At 60.5% G+C, this 17,584-nt stretch carries 17 protein-coding genes; 5 read left to right on the top strand and 12 right to left on the bottom strand.

Annotated elements, in window-relative coordinates:
- Positions 1–35: 35 nt before the first annotated feature.
- The 7 genes from CFII68_RS23275 to CFII68_RS23305 form a co-directional block, all read right to left on the bottom strand.
- Positions 36–716, bottom strand: coding sequence for a C39 family peptidase (locus CFII68_RS23275; RefSeq protein ID WP_018601563.1), 681 nt, complete (start codon positions 714–716; stop codon positions 36–38).
- Positions 717–885: 169 nt separating this feature from the next.
- Positions 886–1,860 carry a hypothetical protein gene (locus CFII68_RS23280; protein WP_033062397.1) on the bottom strand — a complete coding sequence of 325 codons (975 nt, stop codon included), beginning with the start codon at positions 1,858–1,860 and terminating at the stop codon, positions 886–888.
- Positions 1,861–1,919: 59 nt separating this feature from the next.
- Positions 1,920–2,513 carry a hypothetical protein gene (locus CFII68_RS23285; protein WP_018601559.1) on the bottom strand — a complete coding sequence of 198 codons (594 nt, stop codon included), beginning with the start codon at positions 2,511–2,513 and terminating at the stop codon, positions 1,920–1,922.
- A 1-nt stretch (position 2,514) separates the two neighbouring features.
- A complete protein-coding gene (locus tag CFII68_RS23290) occupies positions 2,515–2,961 on the bottom strand; it encodes a hypothetical protein (protein WP_018601557.1) in 447 nt (148 codons plus the stop codon).
- 322 nt (positions 2,962–3,283) lie between these two features.
- Complete coding sequence (locus CFII68_RS23295) at positions 3,284–3,808, bottom strand: AAA family ATPase (protein WP_033062411.1); 525 nt, start codon at positions 3,806–3,808, stop codon at positions 3,284–3,286.
- Entirely contained in the window at positions 3,805–4,368 is a 564-nt protein-coding gene (gene pnuC, locus CFII68_RS23300) for a nicotinamide riboside transporter PnuC (protein WP_018601553.1), read from the bottom strand. The genes CFII68_RS23295 and pnuC overlap by 4 nt, the downstream gene beginning before the upstream one ends.
- Before the next feature lie 262 nt (positions 4,369–4,630).
- A complete protein-coding gene (locus CFII68_RS23305; RefSeq protein ID WP_018601551.1) occupies positions 4,631–6,265 on the bottom strand; it encodes a methyl-accepting chemotaxis protein in 1,635 nt (544 codons plus the stop codon).
- Between the two features lie 273 nt (positions 6,266–6,538).
- Between CFII68_RS23305 and CFII68_RS23310 the strand changes: the two genes are divergently transcribed.
- Together CFII68_RS23310 and CFII68_RS23315 are read left to right on the top strand one after the other, a co-directional pair.
- Positions 6,539–7,369, top strand: a complete 831-nt coding sequence (locus tag CFII68_RS23310; protein ID WP_018601549.1) for an undecaprenyl-diphosphate phosphatase — start codon at positions 6,539–6,541, stop codon at positions 7,367–7,369.
- A complete protein-coding gene (locus CFII68_RS23315) occupies positions 7,366–7,785 on the top strand; it encodes a DUF1294 domain-containing protein (protein WP_018601547.1) in 420 nt (139 codons plus the stop codon). Before CFII68_RS23310 ends, CFII68_RS23315 begins: the two co-directional genes overlap by 4 nt.
- 4 nt (positions 7,786–7,789) lie before the next feature.
- Here CFII68_RS23315 and CFII68_RS23320 read toward each other — a convergent pair whose 3' ends face one another.
- Positions 7,790–8,140 (bottom strand): MmcQ/YjbR family DNA-binding protein, encoded by a 351-nt coding sequence (locus CFII68_RS23320; RefSeq protein ID WP_033062396.1) that lies wholly within the window; start codon positions 8,138–8,140, stop codon positions 7,790–7,792.
- Positions 8,137–9,045: a LysR substrate-binding domain-containing protein gene (locus tag CFII68_RS23325; protein ID WP_018601543.1), complete on the bottom strand. Its 909-nt coding sequence runs from the start codon at positions 9,043–9,045 to the stop codon at positions 8,137–8,139. Before CFII68_RS23325 ends, CFII68_RS23320 begins: the two co-directional genes overlap by 4 nt.
- 129 nt (positions 9,046–9,174) lie before the next feature.
- Between CFII68_RS23325 and CFII68_RS23330 the strand changes: the two genes are divergently transcribed.
- A complete protein-coding gene (locus CFII68_RS23330; protein ID WP_018601541.1) occupies positions 9,175–9,783 on the top strand; it encodes an FMN-dependent NADH-azoreductase in 609 nt (202 codons plus the stop codon).
- A gap of 184 nt (positions 9,784–9,967) precedes the next feature.
- The gene (locus CFII68_RS23335; RefSeq protein ID WP_018601539.1) at positions 9,968–11,005 is read left to right on the top strand and encodes a hypothetical protein; all 1,038 of its coding nucleotides are present in this window, start codon (positions 9,968–9,970) and stop codon (positions 11,003–11,005) included.
- A gap of 886 nt (positions 11,006–11,891) precedes the next feature.
- Here the strand turns inward: CFII68_RS23335 and CFII68_RS23340 are convergent.
- Complete coding sequence (locus CFII68_RS23340) at positions 11,892–13,085, bottom strand: MFS transporter (protein WP_018601537.1); 1,194 nt, start codon at positions 13,083–13,085, stop codon at positions 11,892–11,894.
- A 380-nt stretch (positions 13,086–13,465) separates the two neighbouring features.
- Positions 13,466–15,055 (bottom strand): ABC-F family ATPase, encoded by a 1,590-nt coding sequence (locus CFII68_RS23345; protein ID WP_003181279.1) that lies wholly within the window; start codon positions 15,053–15,055, stop codon positions 13,466–13,468.
- Positions 15,056–15,461: 406 nt separating this feature from the next.
- Between CFII68_RS23345 and lpxO the strand changes: the two genes are divergently transcribed.
- On the top strand, positions 15,462–16,361 hold the full coding sequence (gene lpxO, locus CFII68_RS23350; protein WP_018601534.1) for a lipid A hydroxylase LpxO: 900 nt from the start codon (positions 15,462–15,464) through the stop codon (positions 16,359–16,361).
- Positions 16,362–16,624: 263 nt separating this feature from the next.
- On the opposite strand, the gene CFII68_RS23355 is transcribed toward lpxO, so the two are convergent.
- Entirely contained in the window at positions 16,625–17,515 is an 891-nt protein-coding gene (locus CFII68_RS23355; RefSeq protein WP_018601532.1) for a Ku protein, read from the bottom strand.
- Positions 17,516–17,584: the final 69 nt, after the last annotated feature.

Raw genomic sequence — 17,584 nt, 5'->3', positions numbered from 1 at the left:
CCTTTTTGTACTTATTGTTGGCAGTAGGTCGGCGATTAAAAAAAGTCGCTCTGAATGAAGCCGAAATCCATCAGTTCCGCATCCCTGACCGGGTTGAAACCGTCCAGCTTGTTACGGGCTGTCAGGGGTTGAGGAGGGCTGCGTAGCGCATTGGTCTTGTCATAGCCCGGGCCGACGATCGCGAAGACGATGCCGTTCCAGCCTTTGACGAACTCATCATGGGCGTAGCGCTTGTGGCCCAGCACCGGGTCGCCGATGTAGACCCATTGCTTGTCGGCCCGCTGCAACACCACGAAATGCTTGTAGCCGCGTATTTCCATCAGGACCACCACCGGGATCGTCACCGCTTCGAGTTTCTCTGGCGGTATCCGGTAGCCTCGGGCACGCATGCCGATGCTTTCCACGTAGCGCTTCATGTCCAGCATGGAAAAACCCTGGGTGCGAACCAGGTCCTGGTCGGCATTGACCAGCATGCCTTTGATGACGTGCTCTTCATCGACGTCAAGCCAATAGGCCTGGCGCAACACCGTGGCCAGTGCGGCGGCACCGCAACTGAAATCGGTTTTCTGCTCGACGATGTCGCTGAACTTGCGCTCGCGTACGCTTTGCACCGGTTTGTAGACCAGCATGCCGCCAGGCAGGGCGGCGACCGGTATCTGCGCCGCTTCGGCCATACAAGCCAGGCAGAGCAGCAGGGAAACGGCAGTGACACGCATGATCAATACGCCTAGTGGACATCCGGGAAAAAAGCCCACTGTGGGAGCGAGTCCGTGGGAGCAAAGCTTGCTCGCGATAGCGGTTTACAGCCAACAGAGGCGTTTTATGTAACGACCTCATCGCGAGCAAGCTTTGCTCCCACAGCCCCGCCCCTACAGCGGTACTTTTTTACATGCAAGCCCTGCAGCCGGCCGCGATGGACAGCGAGTTGCTTTGCTGGTTGCCCACGCCTGCCGATACGTTGGCGCCGCCGTTACCGGAGAAGCCGTTCATGGAGTTGGTCATGGTGGCGTTGTTGATCACAGGGTTTTTCCAACCGTCGCGGGTCAGCACCTGCTGGGTGTTGCTGCCGGCCAGTTCGAAAGTCCCCACGGCGGAGAACTTGAACTTGTCGTCATCGTGACCGCCGTTACCGCCTCTGTTGCCCCAGCCACCATGATCGTCCTCTTCGACGGTGCCGGTGCCTTTGGCCTTGAAGGTGCCAGAAGCGGCGTAGGTGCTGGTGAGCGTGTCGGTTTTGTAGGTCCGTACACCCTTATTGTCGACCACCAGGCCAGTGGAGGACTGATTGGCCTCGGCAGAGGCCTGTGCGACACGGCCACCCGATACGGCAATGGCCAGGTTGTTTTTCTGTTGGTTGAAGTTGCCGGCGGTCACGTTGATGCCGATGTTGCCGGAGCCGTCGTTGCCTGCGTTGGTGAGCGAGGCGTTGTTGTGGGTCGAGTTGTTTTTTACATAGTTGTTGGTATTGGTTTGCGTGGCACTTGAGGCGGCGACAGCCGAGCCGAAGATGAAGCTTTCGTCAGCGGTAGCCAGCGCTGCGGCGTTGTCTTGTTGGTTACCATCGCCAGCGGCGATGTTCGCCCCCATGTTCCCGTTGCTGCCATTGAGGGAGTCGGTAGCGTCGGCGGTGTTTTTAGTGCCCTGGTTGAGCACCTCGTTGCCGTCGCTGTTCTGCTCATCGATCACGGTAGCCATCGCACTGGCGTTGATGGACAGCTGTTCTTCCCACGTTGGGCCTTTGGGACCATGGTGGCCGTTACCATCGCCGTGCCCGTTGCCGTTTCCTCCAGCCTGTGCAGCCATTGCCATGACAGCGGCGAGAGCGAAAACCAATGGTTTGAGTGCCATTGTAGGTTTCATGGTGTTTCTCCTTGCGTGTCGTTGGTTAAGTGTCAGTACTTTCTTATGTAGCCTCCGGGTCAATCAGCGACTCGGATGCTCAGGGTGTTGGCCATACGGTTCCCCACCCCGGCGCTCTGGTTCACCTGGATTACCCCTCGGCTGCCGGTGAAGGCCTGGTCGCTGGTAACGACCTGGCGACTGCCGGTTGGGGCGCCAGTTGCTCCTGAGTTCGGTAGCAACGCCACGTTCTGTTGAGACAGGGCGCTGTCGTCAATGCTCTGCGGCTGGGCACTGATGCCTACCCGCATGACATTGGCCATCTGGTTGTTGGCCCCGGCGGACTGGTTGACACCCAGTACACCGTTGCCGTTGGTAAAGGATTGGCCGCCGATGCGGGCGGTGGCGTTCATGGAAGGGTTGGCCTGCGTGTCGACCCGTTGTTGCACGCGGGTACTGGCCTGGGCGTGGCTGCCAATGGCAATGGCCCGGGCATTGGTCTGCTGGATCTGGTCACCGGCCGCCTGGTTGACGTTGAAGTTGCCGGTGTAATGGCTGCCGGAATCCTGCAGGTTGGCGTTACTGACCACCGCAACACCTGAATCGGCAAATACGGTGAAAGAGCTGAGCAGGGAAAGCATGAACAGAGTGAGTAGAAACAGCGCGGGCTTCATATCACTGACCTCCCGCCAGCCGACCCAGCGGGGCCAGGCCAGAACTCAACGAGCGGTTGATGGTGCCGGAGATCGCGCCGCCGCTACCGCCACCGTGACCGGCATTCATGCCCGGCATGCCGTTGGGGTTGGTCACGACGTTCAGGCCCTGCACGCCTGTGTTCGGGTTGAGGGTGTTGCGGATCGACGAGCCGCTGGCCACGCTGGCGAACTCGCCATCGCTCAGTTCGGTGCTGGTGGTCGCCTGGTTGATTCGTTCGGAGGGATTGGCATTGACAGTGGTCGGATAGGGGTCTTTGCCACCGTTGCGACCAATTGCGATGGGCTGCACGTCACGGTTGAGCACAATGACGCCGTTGCCCTCGGCCTGCGCTGGCAGACTGAGCGTTGCGCTGGCGGCGCAGCCGATCAACAGCAGACAGGTCAAATTTCTCTCGAAAGTTCCCACGGCATCGATTCCTTCTTCGGTGGGCTGGCCCTGGTCCAGCGTTGCGAAATGGGCAGAGCAGGTGTCGTGCCGAGTTTTGGAATGCCTTTGGATTCAATGAGTTGGATTTATGGGGGGGATGCCGGGGAAGGGACCTGTTTCAGCGCTGAGACAAGGGGCATGGTGACCAGGCGGTCACACACTGTCCCAGGGCCATGGATCCAGGCTTTTGGGGGGGTGTTTCAGAAGCTTGACAGTCTTGATGGCAATTTGGTGAAGCGACGTTGGATCCGGGTTTGCAGCGACCGTGGTGTTTCAGCAATGGAACAGATCACCCTTGTGGTCAGGCTTCAAGCAGGCGGGTAACGGCGGCGAACACTTGCTGCTGGCGTTGCGCCCAATCGCCTTCAATGACCTGGAACGGTTGCCGATGTACGCTCAGCCAGGCCTCGATCGTCTCGAAAAACGCCAGCCGTTCTGCCAGTTCGGGTTGGCAACGCAAACCGTCGCCGGTCCATTCGACCTGCTCGGGGCTCAGCAGCAGGTGCAGGTCATAATGACGGGCCAGCAGGGCCGGCTCGAGCCAGTCCGGGCAGTCGCCGAACAGGGTCTGGCTCCAGAGGATGTTGCTCAGCAGGTGCGTGTCGAGGATCAACAGCGCGGGACGGCGGGCACGGGCCTGATCTTCCCAGGCCAGTTGGCCGGAGGCGATGTCGGTGATGTCGGCCAGGCAGGTATCGCGCCGGGTCTGTTCCATGAAGTGGCGCACGTACTCATCCACCCGCACGCCGCCAAAGTGTTCCTGCAATTGCGCCGCCAGCCAACTCTTGCCGCTGGATTCCGGGCCAGTCAGGACCACCACCTTCATGCGCGCAGGGCCGGGTCGGCGCGCCATTCCCGCCAGCCTTGCACGGCCAGCAGGGTGAACAGGGCGTAGAGCGCGGCGGTCAGGTGCAGGCCCTTGTAGATGAACAGGCCGACGAAGATCACGTCCAGGACGATCCACAGCGGCCAGCATTGCACGCGTTTTTGCGCCATCCACCACTGGGCGACGAGGCTGAAACCGGTGAGCGCGGCATCGAGCCAGGGCTGGGCGGCGTCGGTCCAGTGGGCCATGGCGGCGCCCAACAGCAGGCTGCCTGCCGTGCCAATGACCAGGCTGAGCAACACCGACGGCCCACCGAGGCGGCTGACCTGACGTCCATCATGATTGTGCCCGGCTCGTGTCCATTGCCACCAACCGTAGAGTTGCAGCACCGCGTAGACAACCTGCAGCAGCATGTCCGAGTACAACTTCACCTCGAAAAAAATCCAGCTGTACAGCAACACCATGACCAGGCCGATCGGCCAGCACCAGGGGTTCTGCTTGACGGTCAACCAGACAGCGATCACGCCGAGGGCTGCGGCAAACAGTTCAAGCCCGGACATGGCGGTTCCTTGGGGAGATAGGAGAGGGCGGCGATTGTAAACGCTATGGCGTGGAGAGCTCCAATACCAATGTTGAATGTGCCGCCGCTATCGCGAGCAAGCTCGCTCCCACAAGGGATTTGCGGTGGACACCCAATCTGGGGCCAGCACAGAACAATGTGGGAGCGGGCTTGCTCGCGAATGCTATCTGTCAGTTAGGTATTTGCTGACTGATACACCGCATTCGCGAGCAAGCCCGCTCCCACAAATAGCCCATCAATCTTCAGACTCGGAACTGCTTGAGCAACCCGTTCAATTCTTCACTCAGTGCCTTGAGGCGACCGCTTGCCTGGCTGGATTGTTCGGCGGCCATGGCGGTGCTGTGGGACAGTCCGGCGGCCTGGGTGACGTTCTGGTTGATGTCTTCCACCACATGGGCCTGTTGCAGGGTGGCACTGGCGATGGAGGCGTTCAGGCTGTTGAGGTTGCGCAGGGCCTGGCCGATGGCGTTGAGGCTGGCACCGGCCAGGCCGGCCTGTTCGATGGTCAGTTGCGAGGCGCGGCTGCTGTCGCTGATGACTTTCACGGCGGCTTCGGAATGGGTTTGCAGGCGCTCGATCATCGCCTGGATCTCTGCGGTGGACTTCTGTGTACGCTGGGCCAGCAGCCGCACTTCATCGGCGACCACCGCAAAGCCCCGGCCTTGTTCGCCGGCGCGGGCGGCTTCGATCGCGGCATTGAGGGCCAGCAGGTTGGTCTGCTCGGCAATGGAGCGAATCACCTCCAGCACGCTGCCAATCTGGGTGCTTTCACTCGCCAGGGTGCGGATCACTTCCACCGCCTGGTCGATGGTCTGGGACAGGCGGTCGATCTGCTGCAAGCTGCCATCGATGTTGACCTGGCCTTGCTGGGCCTGGGATTCGGCGTCGCGCATCTCGCTGGCTGCGTGCTCGGCGTTCTTGGCCACGTCCTGCACGCCATAGGTCACTTCATTGATCGCGGTCGCCACCAGCTCCATTTGTTGCGACTGCTGCTGGCTGCGTTGCTGGGCCTGGGTGGCGTCGTTGCCCAATTCACTGGAGGATTGCCCCAGCGCGCTGGCCGAAGCTTGCAGTTGGGTCACTACTTGCCGCAACTTGGCGGTAAAGGCGTTGAAATGCCGCGCCAGTTGGGTGACTTCGTCCTGGCCGTGGGTGTCGAGGGTGCGGGTCAGGTCACTTTCGCCGCTGGCGATGTTGGCCATGGCGTTGACCGTTTCCTGCAGCGGGCCGACGATGCTGCGCACAATCAGGGTCAACAGCAGGCCCATGAGCAGGGTGATGATCAGGCCGACCACCGTGGCCTTGATCACTTGGGACTGGAACTCGGCCTGGACGTCATCGATGTAGACGCCCGAACCGATGATCCAACCCCAGGGTTCGAACAGTTTGACGTAGGAGGTCTTGCCCACCGGCGCCTCGGCGCCCGGCTTCGGCCAGAGGTAGTTGATCATGCCGGCGCCCTTGGACTTGGCGATGGCAACCATCTCGTTGAACAGCGCATAACCGTTCGGGTCACGGATCGCCGAGAGGTTCTGGCCTTCAAGTTTCGGGTTGGTCGGGTGCATGACCATGACCGGCGCCAGGTCGTTGATCCAGAAATAGTCACTCTGGTCATAACGCAGGCCTCGCACCGCGCTGAGGGCTTGCTTCTGCGCCGCCTCGCGGGTCAGGGTCCCGGCGGTTTCCAGCCCATGGTAGTAGCTCAGCACGCCACTGGCGGTCTGCACCACATGCTGGGTCTTCTGCACCTTGGCCTGATACAGATCCGTGTGGATCTGCTTGAGCATAAACGCGCCGAGCGTGAACAACATCACGATGGCCACCACCAGGATGAGCCACAAGCGTCGGCTGATCGACACACTGCGCAAGCTATTCATACGCTGTCACTCCGGTTTTTTATTCTTGTCATATCGACGGCCGGCACTGTAACGCCCAGCCGCTATCGGTCATTGACCTGAGTCACAACGCGGCAGCGTTATCAGGGCTTGTCTGATAGGATTTCGGCCCCGCAGCGCAAAACCTGAGCCTGTTCTGATTTTTTCATTGGTTTTTTTTGAAAGATCGCAGCTATCGTGCAGCCGTTGCGTGGACCTGTATGACACTTGAATATTGATAAGACCTGCATGAGCAGCGTCTTTTTTGGGGGATGAATGGATTTGTGGACTGCCTTTTCGGCACTGATTCTTGGCGTAGTGGAAGGCTTGACGGAGTTTCTGCCGATTTCCAGCACGGGGCACCAGATCATCGTCGCCGACTTGCTCGAGTTCGGTGGCGAACGTGCGATGGCATTCAACATCATCATCCAGCTCGGCGCGATCCTCGCGGTGGTCTGGGAGTTCCGGCGCAAGATTTTCGACGTGGTACTGGGGCTGCCGACGCAACCCAGCGCCCGCCGGTTTACCGCCAACCTGCTGATCGCCTTCCTGCCCGCCGTGATCTTGGGTGTGCTGTTCGCCGACTGGATCCATCACTACCTGTTCAACCCGATCACGGTGGCCGCCGCGCTGGTGGTGGGCGGCCTGGTGATGCTCTGGGCCGAAAAACGCCAGCACCAGGTGCACGCCGAAACGGTGGACGAGATCTCCTGGAAAGATGCACTGAAGGTCGGCCTGGCCCAATGCATTGCGATGATCCCGGGTACCTCCCGTTCCGGTGCGACCATCATCGGTGGCCTGCTGTTCGGGCTGTCGCGTAAAACCGCTACCGAGTTTTCGTTCTTCCTGGCGATGCCGACCATGGTCGGTGCGGCGGTCTACTCGGGCTACAAATACCGTGAGTTGTTCGTCCCGGCGGATTTCCCGGTGTTCGCCATTGGCTTCGTCACGGCGTTCATTTTCGCCATGATTGCGGTCAAGGGCCTGCTGCGATTCATCGCCAGTCACAGCTACGCTGTGTTCGCCTGGTATCGAATCGCCTTCGGCCTGTTGATCCTGGCAACCTGGCAGTTTGGCTGGGTGGACTGGACCGCTGCCAAGCCATGAACGAATCAGGCAAGCGCAAACGTGCCGGGCGCAATGCTGAAGGCACCGTGCAGCACCTGCGGCTCAAACTGATGGTGTTTGCGCTGCTCTGTGCCTTGCCGCTGTTCGGTTCGCTGCTATTCGGGCTACGGGCGGTGTCGTGGGTGCCGATGGTGGCTTATGGCGTCGTCAGCGCGGTGGCGTTCCTGCTGTACTGGAGCGACAAGCGCAAGGCACGCGCCGACACCTGGCGCACCCCGGAGAACGTGTTGCATGCGGTGGAACTGGCCGGCGGTTGGCCCGGAGCCTTGCTGGCCCAGCAGCTGTTTCGCCACAAGACCCGCAAAGTGTCGTTTCAGGTGGTGTTCTGGTTCATCGTGCTGCTGCACCAGGTGTTCTGGATCGACCAGTTGTTCCTGGGCAGCTATCTGTTCTGAATGGCTAGAGCAACAAGCCCACCTGCGTGCGCTTGGGCAATTTGCTGACCACCAATTGGTGTGCGCGTTGCAGCAGGCCTCGCAGCTCTTCGGCCCCCAGCGGGTAGGGCACTTGCATGATGACCCACTGGGCCCGCGCCAGGTAAGGCGCCGGGTGGATGCCCGGCCGGTCGCAGTGCCCCAGGAACAGATCCTTGTCGACCTTGAACGCCAACGAGTCGCCTCGCAGGCCCTGCAGGGCGAACATCTTGTTCCCGGCAATGGAAAATACGCGCACGCCGCCCCATTTGTAGTCCTCCCTGGCGCCGGGCAGGCCCAGGCAAAACTGCGCGACATCCTCTTCGCTCAACCTCATAGCGTTCTATCTCCACAGCCCTCGAAGGCTTCCACCAAATGATCGATCCATGCACGCACCGCCGGCAGCATGCCGCGCCGATGCGGGTAGACCGCCTGGAGCCAGCCATCGGGCGACGACCATCCAGGCAACAGTTCCACCAGTGTGCCGTCCTGCAATTCCTGCTCGCAATACATGCTCGGCAATAAAGTGAAGCCCAGGCCGGCGAGGGTGCAGGCCCGGCGCACAATGAAGTCGTCAATGCCCAGGCGGGCTTCCAGGCTCAGTTCCACACGCTGCCCATCGGCGCTGACCAAGTGCAGGTGCACTTGGCGATCGGCTTCCAATGCCCCGAGCACCGGCAACTGTTTGAGATCGTCCGGGGTTTCGATCCGCCGCCCTTCGACAAAGGCCGGGCTGGCGACCATCATCAGTCGCGCCTGGCGCAGACGTCGGGTCATCAGCAAGGGGTCCTCGTCCCCCAGGTCGCGCACGCGCAACGCCACGTCGATGCCTTCGCCGATCAGGTCCACCCGCCGATTGAGCAGGGTCATGTCCAGTTGCACCAAAGGGTATTTCACCAGGAAGGTTTCGATTATCACCGGCAGGAACTGGTGGGCCAGGCCCACCGGACTCGATACCCGCAATCGGCCGCGGGGTTCGCTGGACATGCTCGCCACCGCTTCGTCGGCCATTTCGGCCTCCAGCAACATGGCCTGGCAGTGGCGCAGATAACGTTCGCCGACCGCGGTCAATTTCAATTGGCGGGTGGTGCGCTGGAGCAACCGGGCGCCGAGGCGTTCTTCCAGCTCGGCGATACGCCGCGACAGTCGGGACTTGGGAATGCCCAGCAACCGCCCGGCCGCCGCGAAACCGCCGGCTTCGACGACTTTGGCGAAGTAGTACAAGTCATTGAGGTCTTGCATGTTCAGCTCGATTGTCCTGTCAGTGGGACAAACTATCGCATTTGTGCTGACTTATCGAATATTGGCTTCATCGATAGGATTGTCTCCAATTGATCGCCTGGTTGCGGTCCTCACTTGGAGAGCACTCACATGAAACTGCTGCACATCGATTCGAGCATCCTCGGCGACAACTCCGCTTCCCGCCAATTGAGCCGTGAAGTGGTTGACGCCTGGAAAGCTGCCGAGCCAGGCATCACGGTGACCTACCGCGACCTGGCCGCCGATGCCATCAGCCATTTTTCCGCCCAGACCTTGATCGCGGCGGGCACCAGCGCTGAACTGCGTGACGCTGCCCAACAACATGAGGCAGAGTTGAGTGCTACCACGATGGCCGAATTCCAAGCGGCGGATGCGGTCGTTATCGCAGCCCCTATGTACAACTTCAGCGTGCCGACCCAGCTCAAGGCCTGGATCGACCGCATTGCCGTGGCCGGCCAGACGTTCCGTTACACCGAAGCCGGTCCCGAAGGCCTGTGCGGCGGCAAGAAACTGGTGATCGTCTCCACGGCGGGCGGCTTGCATGCCGGCCAACCGAGCGGCGTGGGTCATGAGGACTATCTGAAGCTACTGTTCGGCTTCATCGGCATCACCGATATCGAATTCGTCCGCGCCGAAGGCCTGGCCTACGGTGACGACATGCGCACCAAAGCCATGAGCGAAGCCACGTTGCAGATCGGCCAGCAGTTCGCCGCTGCGTAAGGCTTGCGTAAAGGCACCAAGCTAGTCGGGCAGCCTTCGTAAAACCCTGTATTCTCGTCGTCATTGGATGGTCGGGATGCAGGGTTTTTCTGCATTCGGCGCCGGGCTTTATGGCGCAGGTTATGCACGGCCAAGACTGCGAGCGACGGGGCCTTCCCGTACGCTGGTGAAGGTGGAAGATTCGATGACACGTTTTGGTGCAGCGCTGCTGCTTTGCTTGTTTGCCAGTCTCGGTTCAGTGCAGGCCGCACCGGGGCCGCATCCGCATTGGAGCGCTGGTTTCCATGAACTGAGCTTTCTCGATCCGCTCGATCAGCAGCCGATGCACGCCATCGCCTTTTATCCATCCACCGACCGGGAACAGTCCAGCCTGCTGGGTGGTTACCAGATCGATGCCGCGCCGGACGCCAAGATCGCCATCGGACGCTTTCCGCTATTGATGCTGTCCCATGGCAATACCGGCACGCCGCTGGCCCTGCATGACCTGGCCACCTCGCTGGCGCGCAAGGGGTTTGTCGTGGTGGCGGTGATTCATCCCGGCGACAACAACCAGGATCACAGTCGGCTTGGCACCCTGAGCAACCTGTACGGGCGGCCGATCCAGATTTCCGAAGCCATCACCGCCACGCTCAATGACCCGATGCTCTCGCCGTTCGTCAACGCCGGGCAGGTTGGGGTGATCGGCTATTCGGCTGGCGGCGAAACCGCGCTGATCCTGTCGGGTGCGACGCCGGACCTCAATCGCCTGCGCCGTTACTGCGTGGAGCGACCGGATGACCGAGACGCCTGCAATACCCAAGGCGAACTGATCGCCGACCGCGATGACCTGCAACCCGTGGCCGACCCCAGGGTCCGGGCGTTGCTGCTGATGGCGCCATTGAGCCTGAAGTTCGGTCGTCATACCCTGGCTGATGTTCATGTGCCGGTGCTGCTGTACAGCGGCGATGGCGACAAACTCGTTGCCTTCGACAAGAACGCCGCCGCTCTGGCCCGCAAGCTGCCCACTGCACCGGATTTCAAGACCCTGGCCGGCGCGGGACATTTTGTCTTCATGGCGCCGTGTACCGACGAGCAGGTCGCTGCGATGCCGGCGCTTTGCACGGATGCTGACGGGGTCGACCGCAAGGACATCCACCGCACCATGATTTCCGAGGCCAGTCGCTTCTTTGGCGAGGCCTTGGGCAAGCCGACCCGGGCGGGGATGAGGACGGCTGATCAATAGAGAGGCATGGTTTTACGTAAGGATGGTGTGTATATCCGTTTCTGCGGTAAGGGCTGCTTAGGGTTCCGCCCTGACGGCGGGTCACTTTCGAAAAGCCCGGAAGCCGGCCCAGTCGAAAGTAACCAAAGCGCTCTTGCCCCACCACTCGGTGCCTCGCTTAGGCTCGGCATCCATGCCGGGTTGCCCACTGCGCAATACCTTCGTTCAGCCAGCGTGGTTAACGGGGCGCCGAAATCAACGTCCACCGCGAGGCGGCCTGATAGCCGACCTGGTTCTTGATGGGACCGCGTTTCTCCTGTGGGAGCGGGCTTGCTCGCGAAAGCGGTGGTTCAGTTTACGGTAATGTTGGATGTGCCGACGTCTTCGCGAGCAAGCTCGCTCCCACAGGTTTTTGTGTCGTGCGCAGATGCGGTGAGCACCCGCAACCCCATGTGGGAGCGAGCCAGCTCGCGATAGCGGTGGGTCAGCTAAATAAATGTGGGCATATGTCCTGCTCCTGCTCCTGCTCCTGCTCCTGCTCCTGCTCCTGCTCCTGCTCTTGCTGTTGCTTTGGATCTTGATCTGAACGCCCCGTTAAACCACGCTGGCCGAACGCAGGCATTGCGTAGTGGGCACCTCGGCATGGATGCCGAGGTAGCCGCGCTGGGCCATGGATGGCCCTTCGCGGCGGCCCACGGAGCAATGCCTTCGTTCGGGCACACCGAGCCTAGGCGAGGTGCCAAGTGGTGGGGCAAAGCGCTTTTGGTTACTTTTGGCGCTCTTCCAAAAGTGACCCGCCGTCAGGGCGGAACCCTAAGCGGCCGTTACCGCAGAAACGGATATACACACCAGAACAAGTAAATACCGGACCTTCTCAAAACAAAAACGGCAGTGAGCAGTATTACGATCAATAAGGTGCGCTTATGGCTCGGCCACGCAGCAGCAGAGTCAGGCCCAACCCGGTGAGGGACAACAAGGCAGCACAGAAGAAGATCGACGAATAGCCCATGTTCAACGCCACCACCCCCATCAGCGGACCGGCAATCGCCAGCGCCAGGTCAAAGAACACCGCATAAGCGCTCAAACCAGCACCCCGACTGGTGTTCGGCACCTGCTTGATGGCCTCGACCCCCAGCGCCGGGTATACCAGCGACAGCCCGAAGCCGGCCAGCCCGGCACCGACCAGGGCGAACGGGGTGGACGGTGCCAGCCACAGCAATACCAGACCGAGGGTTTCGATGCTCATGCAGGCAATGGCCGAGTTGAAGCCACCGAAGCGGGCGATGCTGGAAATGAACAACAACCGCGCCAGGATGAAGCAGATACCGAAGACCGTCAGGCACCAGGCCGCGCCGGTCCAGCCGCGACTGACATAAAACAAGGTGATGAACGTGGTGAGCGTGCCGTAGCCGATCGACGCCAGGCTCAGGCCCGCTCCGTACGGCGCAATGCGCCCAAACACCGCCCAGAAAGGCAAGCGCTCGCCGCGAATGACCGGCACCGACGGCTTGTTGCGAATCATCAACAGCGCAGCGCCCGCCAGCAACGACAAGGCAACGCCCAGGCTGGCGAAACCCAGTTCACCGACCATCACCACCCCCAATGGGGCGCCAATGGCAATGGCCCCGTACGAGGCGATGCCATTCCAGGAAATCGAGCGGGCCGTGTGCTCCACACCCACCTGGCCCATGCACCAACTGATGGTACCCACGCCAATCAGCCCTTGGGCCACGCCGAGCAGCAGACGGCCGGCAATCAGGATCAGCAGGCTGGGCAGGGGAAAGCTTTGCAGCAAGGTCGAGATCAACGTCAGCACGCCGCTGAGCACAATTCCCGACAGCCCGTAGACGATTGCCCGCTTGGTGCCAACGCTGTCCGACAGTCGCCCGGCCATGGGGCGGCTGAGCAGGGTCGCCAGGTACTGTGAACCGATGGTCAACCCGGCCACCACCGCGCTGAAACCCAGCTGTTCGTGGACATACCCGGGCAACACGGCAATCGGCAGGCCGATGCAAAGAAAGGCGATGAAGGTGTAGAAAACGATGGAGACGATCTGCAGGGTGATCGACAGGGAACTGGAGGCAGGTGAGGGCGTGGGCATAGGGCTCGTTCGCGGGCAGCGGTAAGAGAGTTTCATCATGGCGCGAGGAGGGGATAAAAGAAAGCAGGCTAACTAAATGTGCTTGGGGACCCGGATGTGCAGTTTCAATTGAGGTTGTATGCACCGGCCCCTTCGCGAGCAAGGGATTGGGTTCACCAGGGAGAAACAGGTCGGCTGTAAGGCCGTCTCGCGAGTAAGCTTTGCTCCCACGGGTGCTGCTCAAACAGATCTGACGGGTGTACGACGGCAAGAGCCAGGCCAACTGTCAGGCCGCCATCGCGAGCAAGCTCGCTCCCACAGGTTTTTACCCTTGGGATACAAAAAAGCCCTGTCACAGTGGACAGGGCTTTGCTTTTGCAGCAAACAGCCGAGGGCCGTCCTTAGAACACCACACCCTGGCTGCGCAGGTAGTCGTCATAGGTGCCGCTGAAGTCGACCACGCCATCGGCGCTCAGCTCGATGATGCGGGTAGCCAGGGACGAGACGAACTCACGGTCATGGCTGACGAAGATCAGCGTGCCCGGGTAGTTTTCCAGTGCCAGGTTCAGCGCTTCGATCGATTCCATGTCCAAGTGGTTGGTCGGTTCGTCCATCACCAGCACGTTCGGCTTTTGCAGGATCAGCTTGCCGAACAGCATGCGGCCTTGCTCACCACCGGAAATGACCTTGACCGACTTGAGGATCTCGTCGTTGGAAAACAGCATGCGGCCCAAGGTGCCACGAACCAGTTGTTCGCCGCCCTGGGTCCATTGGCCCATCCAGTCGAACAGGTTGACGTCGTCTTCGAAGTCATGGGCATGGTCCTGGGCGTAGTAGCCCAGTTCCGCGGCGTCGGTCCATTTCACGGTACCGGCATCGGGTTCCAGTTCATTGACCAGGGTGCGCAGCAAGGTGGTCTTGCCGATACCGTTCGGGCCAATGATCGCCACGCGCTCACCGGCTTCGACGGTGAAGCTGAAGTCCTTGAACAGCGGTTTGCCGTCAAAACCCTTGGCCATGCGCTCGACAATGACCGCCTGGCGGTGCAGTTTCTTGGTCTGCTCGAAGCGAATGAACGGGCTGACGCGGCTCGATGGCTTGACCTCGGCCAGTTGGATCTTGTCGATCTGCTTGGCGCGGGAGGTGGCCTGCTTGGCTTTCGAGGCGTTGGCCGAGAAGCGGCTGACGAACGATTGCAGCTCGGAAATCTGCGCTTTCTTCTTGGCGTTGTCCGACAGCAATTGCTCCCGGGACTGGGTCGCCACGGTCATGTACTCGTCGTAGTTGCCCGGGAACAGGCGCAGCTCGCCGTAGTCCAGGTCCGCCATGTGGGTGCAGACACTGTTCAGGAAGTGACGGTCGTGGGAGATGATGATCATCAGGCTCGAACGCTGGGTCAGCACGTTTTCCAGCCAGCGGATGGTGTTGATATCCAGGTGGTTGGTCGGTTCGTCGAGCAGCAGCACTTCCGGGTCGGAGAACAGCGCCTGGGCCAGCAGCACACGCAGTTTCCAGCCTGGCGACACTTCGCTCATCGGGCCGAAATGCTGCTCGATGCCAATTCCCAGGCCCAGCAGCAGTTCACCGGCACGGGATTCGGCCGTGTAGCCGTCCATCTCGGCAAATTCGGTTTCCAGCTCGGCCACGGCCATGCCGTCTTCTTCGGTCATTTCCGGCAGCGAATAGATGCGATCGCGCTCAGCCTTGACCTTCCACAGCTCTTCGTGACCCATGATCACGGTGTCGATCACGGTGAATTCTTCGTAGGCGAACTGGTCCTGGCGCAGTTTACCCAAGCGCACGTTCGGCTCGAGCATGACCTGGCCGCCAGACGGCTCGAGGTCGCCGCCGAGGATTTTCATGAAGGTCGACTTGCCGCAACCGTTGGCGCCGATCAGACCGTAGCGGTTGCCCGCGCCGAATTTGACAGAGACGTTTTCGAACAGTGGCTTGGCGCCGAACTGCATCGTGATGTTAGCTGTAGAGATCAAAGGTTTATCCTGCGGAACATTCAGAGTAGCTAAGGGTGCGGCAGTACCTGTTCAGTACCTGTTTGCGCACGTCCCGACCGCCCAAAGGCGTCGCGGTCGCAAGCGCAAGGGTCCATCCGGCATAAGAGGACAGCAGCATACGGAGCGCCTGGCCCGGTAGACGTGCGCCGAAGCCGTGGTTTGCGGTATCGGCCAAAGGGGGCGCGTAGTAATAGTTGGCGGCGATTGTACTGATCTGGCCGCATAAACGATAGGGGATTGCCCGGGCAAGACAGTTTTTCACAATTGAAGGATAACTTTCGGTTACAAACTGTGGCTAGAATGCCATCTCGCTCGATGCTATCTCCCTTGCCGCTTGGCTGGCCCGGGAAAGCAACCTGTTCACTCCTGCATTGTGACGGTTTCCGTGAAGCTCATCATTGTTGCGATTTACATTTTCTCCATTGGTTACGTTCATCTGCGCGGGCGGGTGCGGCATAAGATCGGCCGCCAGTTGAGCGATCATTCGTCTTTTCTCGCACCGATCAATTGCCTGCTTTACCTGTGCTCGAAACTGCCCAACAGGCCGTTCCTGAGCCCGGCGCAGTTCCCGGACCTGAGCCCGTTGCAGGCCCACTGGGAAGAGATCCGGGCCGAAGGCCAGAACCTGCTGCACGCAGGGGAGATCAAGCGTTCCAATCAATACGACGACGTGGGCTTCAACTCGTTCTTCAAGACCGGTTGGAAGCGTTTCTACCTGAAGTGGTACGGCGACAGCCATCCCTCGGCCATGAAACTGTGCCCACGCACCACCGAACTGGTGCAGAGCATCGGCTCGATCAAGGCGGCGATGTTTGCCGAGTTGCCGCCGGGCTCGAAGTTGGTCCGGCACCGCGACCCATATGCCGGGTCCTATCGGTATCACCTGGGCCTGGAAACGCCCAACGATGCCGGTTGCTACATCAATGTCGATGGCGAGCCTTATCATTGGCGCGATGGCGAGGCGGTGATCTTCGACGAAACGTTTATTCATTACGCCCAGAACACCACCGACCATAACCGCATCATCCTGTTCTGCGACGTGGAGCGGCCCATGAAATTTCGCTGGGCCAGCGCGTTCAACCGCTGGTTCAGCCGCACCGTGATGGCGGCGGCCGGTGCGCCCAACGACGCCGGTGACAGGACGGGCGGCCTGAACCGGGCGTTCTCCAGGCTCTACAAGATACGCTTGCAAGGCAAGGCCCTGAAGAAACGCAACCGCACGCTGTATTACCTGCAGAAGTGGGCTTTTTTTGGTGGTTTGCTGGCGATCTTTGTCTGGATCTGAACCGAGGCCTCATCCCCCGTAGGAGCTGGCGAAGCCTGCGATCTTTTGATCTTGATCTTTCGCTCTGGACTCAATTGTTTGTGGAAAGATCGCAGCCTCGTTGCACTCGACAGCTCCTACGTCCTACGCGTGTTCAGTCGTTGGGTTTTTGCGCGTCCAATTGCTCCCACATACTGGCGGTGATCCGCTGGCGGTGGTTGTAGCCTTCCCAAGGGTTGGCGCCCGAGCCCTTGGCCCGTTCCAGCGCGGCATACGCCAGGTTTTTAGCCCCGGGAGGCCTTGGTGGCTTTTTTGGCAGGCGCGGATTTGCCGGTTTTCGCAGGTTTTGCCGGGGCCTTCCCGGCGGATTTGTCGGTGACCTTGCCCTTGCTGCCCAGGCTGCGCTTAAGCAACTCGGTAAGGTCGATGACATCGGCGGTCTTGCGTTGTTCTTCGCCCGGGTCGGTCTCCACCGCTTCGAGACGGCCTTCATTGGCCTTTTTCTCCACCAGTTCCATGATTTTGTCTTCGAAACTGTCCCGGTATTCTTGCGGCTCCCAGTCGGCGCTCATGTCTGCCACAAGACGCTTGGCCATTTCCAGCTCGCCCTTGGCCAGGGTCGGGTTCGTCACCTCGTCGCCCAACTCCAGGACATCAAGGTCGCGCACCTCCGCGGGCCAGCGCAGCATCACCAGTACCAGCGCCGATTCAAGGGGCATGAGCGCCGCCAGGTGCTGGCGGGTATGCAGCACGACGTGGGCCAGGGCGACCTTGTGGGTCTTGACCAGGGTTTCGCGCAGCAGGGCATAGACTTTGCCCCCGCGTTTGTCGGGGGCGAGAAAGTAGGGCGTGTCGATGTTTTGCAACGGGATCTTCTCGCTGTCGACAAAGGCAAAGATATCGATGGTCTGGGTGGACTTGGGGTGGGCGGAGCGAATTTCCTCTTCGCTGAGCAGCACGTACTGGCCTTTCTGGTACTGGACGCCCTTGACGATGTCGTCCTTGGTCACTTCCTTGCCCGTGGCCTTGTTGACCCGCTTGTAGCCCACCGGGTCCATGCTGCGCTTGTCCAGCCAGTCAAAATCCACGCCCTGGGAAGAGGTGGCCGACACCAGCGCGACAGGAATGTGGACCAGTCCGAAACTGATTGCGCCTTTCCAGATTGCCCGTGCCATGGTGGTGTTGTCCTTGCCGGTGAATGTCTTTCTGGTGACCTTCGCGCCTTGGGAAAAGTTTCCATTGTG

This window comes from Pseudomonas sp. CFII68, from assembly GCF_000416195.1.
GTDB classification, from domain to species: Bacteria; Pseudomonadota; Gammaproteobacteria; order Pseudomonadales; family Pseudomonadaceae; genus Aquipseudomonas; species Aquipseudomonas kilonensis.
The sequence above is the reverse complement of the archived record's forward strand: the minus strand, read 5'-3'. Positions and strand labels throughout refer to the sequence as shown.

Coding starts and splice junctions, on each gene's coding strand:
- CFII68_RS23275 (WP_018601563.1), bottom strand. CDS start 716: ATGCGTGTCACTGCCGTTTCCCTGCTGCTCTGCCTGGCTTGTATGGCC.
- CFII68_RS23280 (WP_033062397.1), bottom strand. CDS start 1,860: ATGAAACCTACAATGGCACTCAAACCATTGGTTTTCGCTCTCGCCGCT.
- CFII68_RS23285 (WP_018601559.1), bottom strand. CDS start 2,513: ATGAAGCCCGCGCTGTTTCTACTCACTCTGTTCATGCTTTCCCTGCTC.
- CFII68_RS23295 (WP_033062411.1), bottom strand. CDS start 3,808: ATGAAGGTGGTGGTCCTGACTGGCCCGGAATCCAGCGGCAAGAGTTGG.
- pnuC (WP_018601553.1), bottom strand. CDS start 4,368: ATGTCCGGGCTTGAACTGTTTGCCGCAGCCCTCGGCGTGATCGCTGTC.
- CFII68_RS23305 (WP_018601551.1), bottom strand. CDS start 6,265: ATGAATAGCTTGCGCAGTGTGTCGATCAGCCGACGCTTGTGGCTCATC.
- CFII68_RS23310 (WP_018601549.1), top strand. CDS start 6,539: ATGGATTTGTGGACTGCCTTTTCGGCACTGATTCTTGGCGTAGTGGAA.
- CFII68_RS23315 (WP_018601547.1), top strand. CDS start 7,366: ATGAACGAATCAGGCAAGCGCAAACGTGCCGGGCGCAATGCTGAAGGC.
- CFII68_RS23320 (WP_033062396.1), bottom strand. CDS start 8,140: ATGAGGTTGAGCGAAGAGGATGTCGCGCAGTTTTGCCTGGGCCTGCCC.
- CFII68_RS23325 (WP_018601543.1), bottom strand. CDS start 9,045: ATGCAAGACCTCAATGACTTGTACTACTTCGCCAAAGTCGTCGAAGCC.
- CFII68_RS23330 (WP_018601541.1), top strand. CDS start 9,175: ATGAAACTGCTGCACATCGATTCGAGCATCCTCGGCGACAACTCCGCT.
- CFII68_RS23335 (WP_018601539.1), top strand. CDS start 9,968: ATGACACGTTTTGGTGCAGCGCTGCTGCTTTGCTTGTTTGCCAGTCTC.
- CFII68_RS23340 (WP_018601537.1), bottom strand. CDS start 13,085: ATGCCCACGCCCTCACCTGCCTCCAGTTCCCTGTCGATCACCCTGCAG.
- CFII68_RS23355 (WP_018601532.1), bottom strand. CDS start 17,515: ATGGCACGGGCAATCTGGAAAGGCGCAATCAGTTTCGGACTGGTCCAC.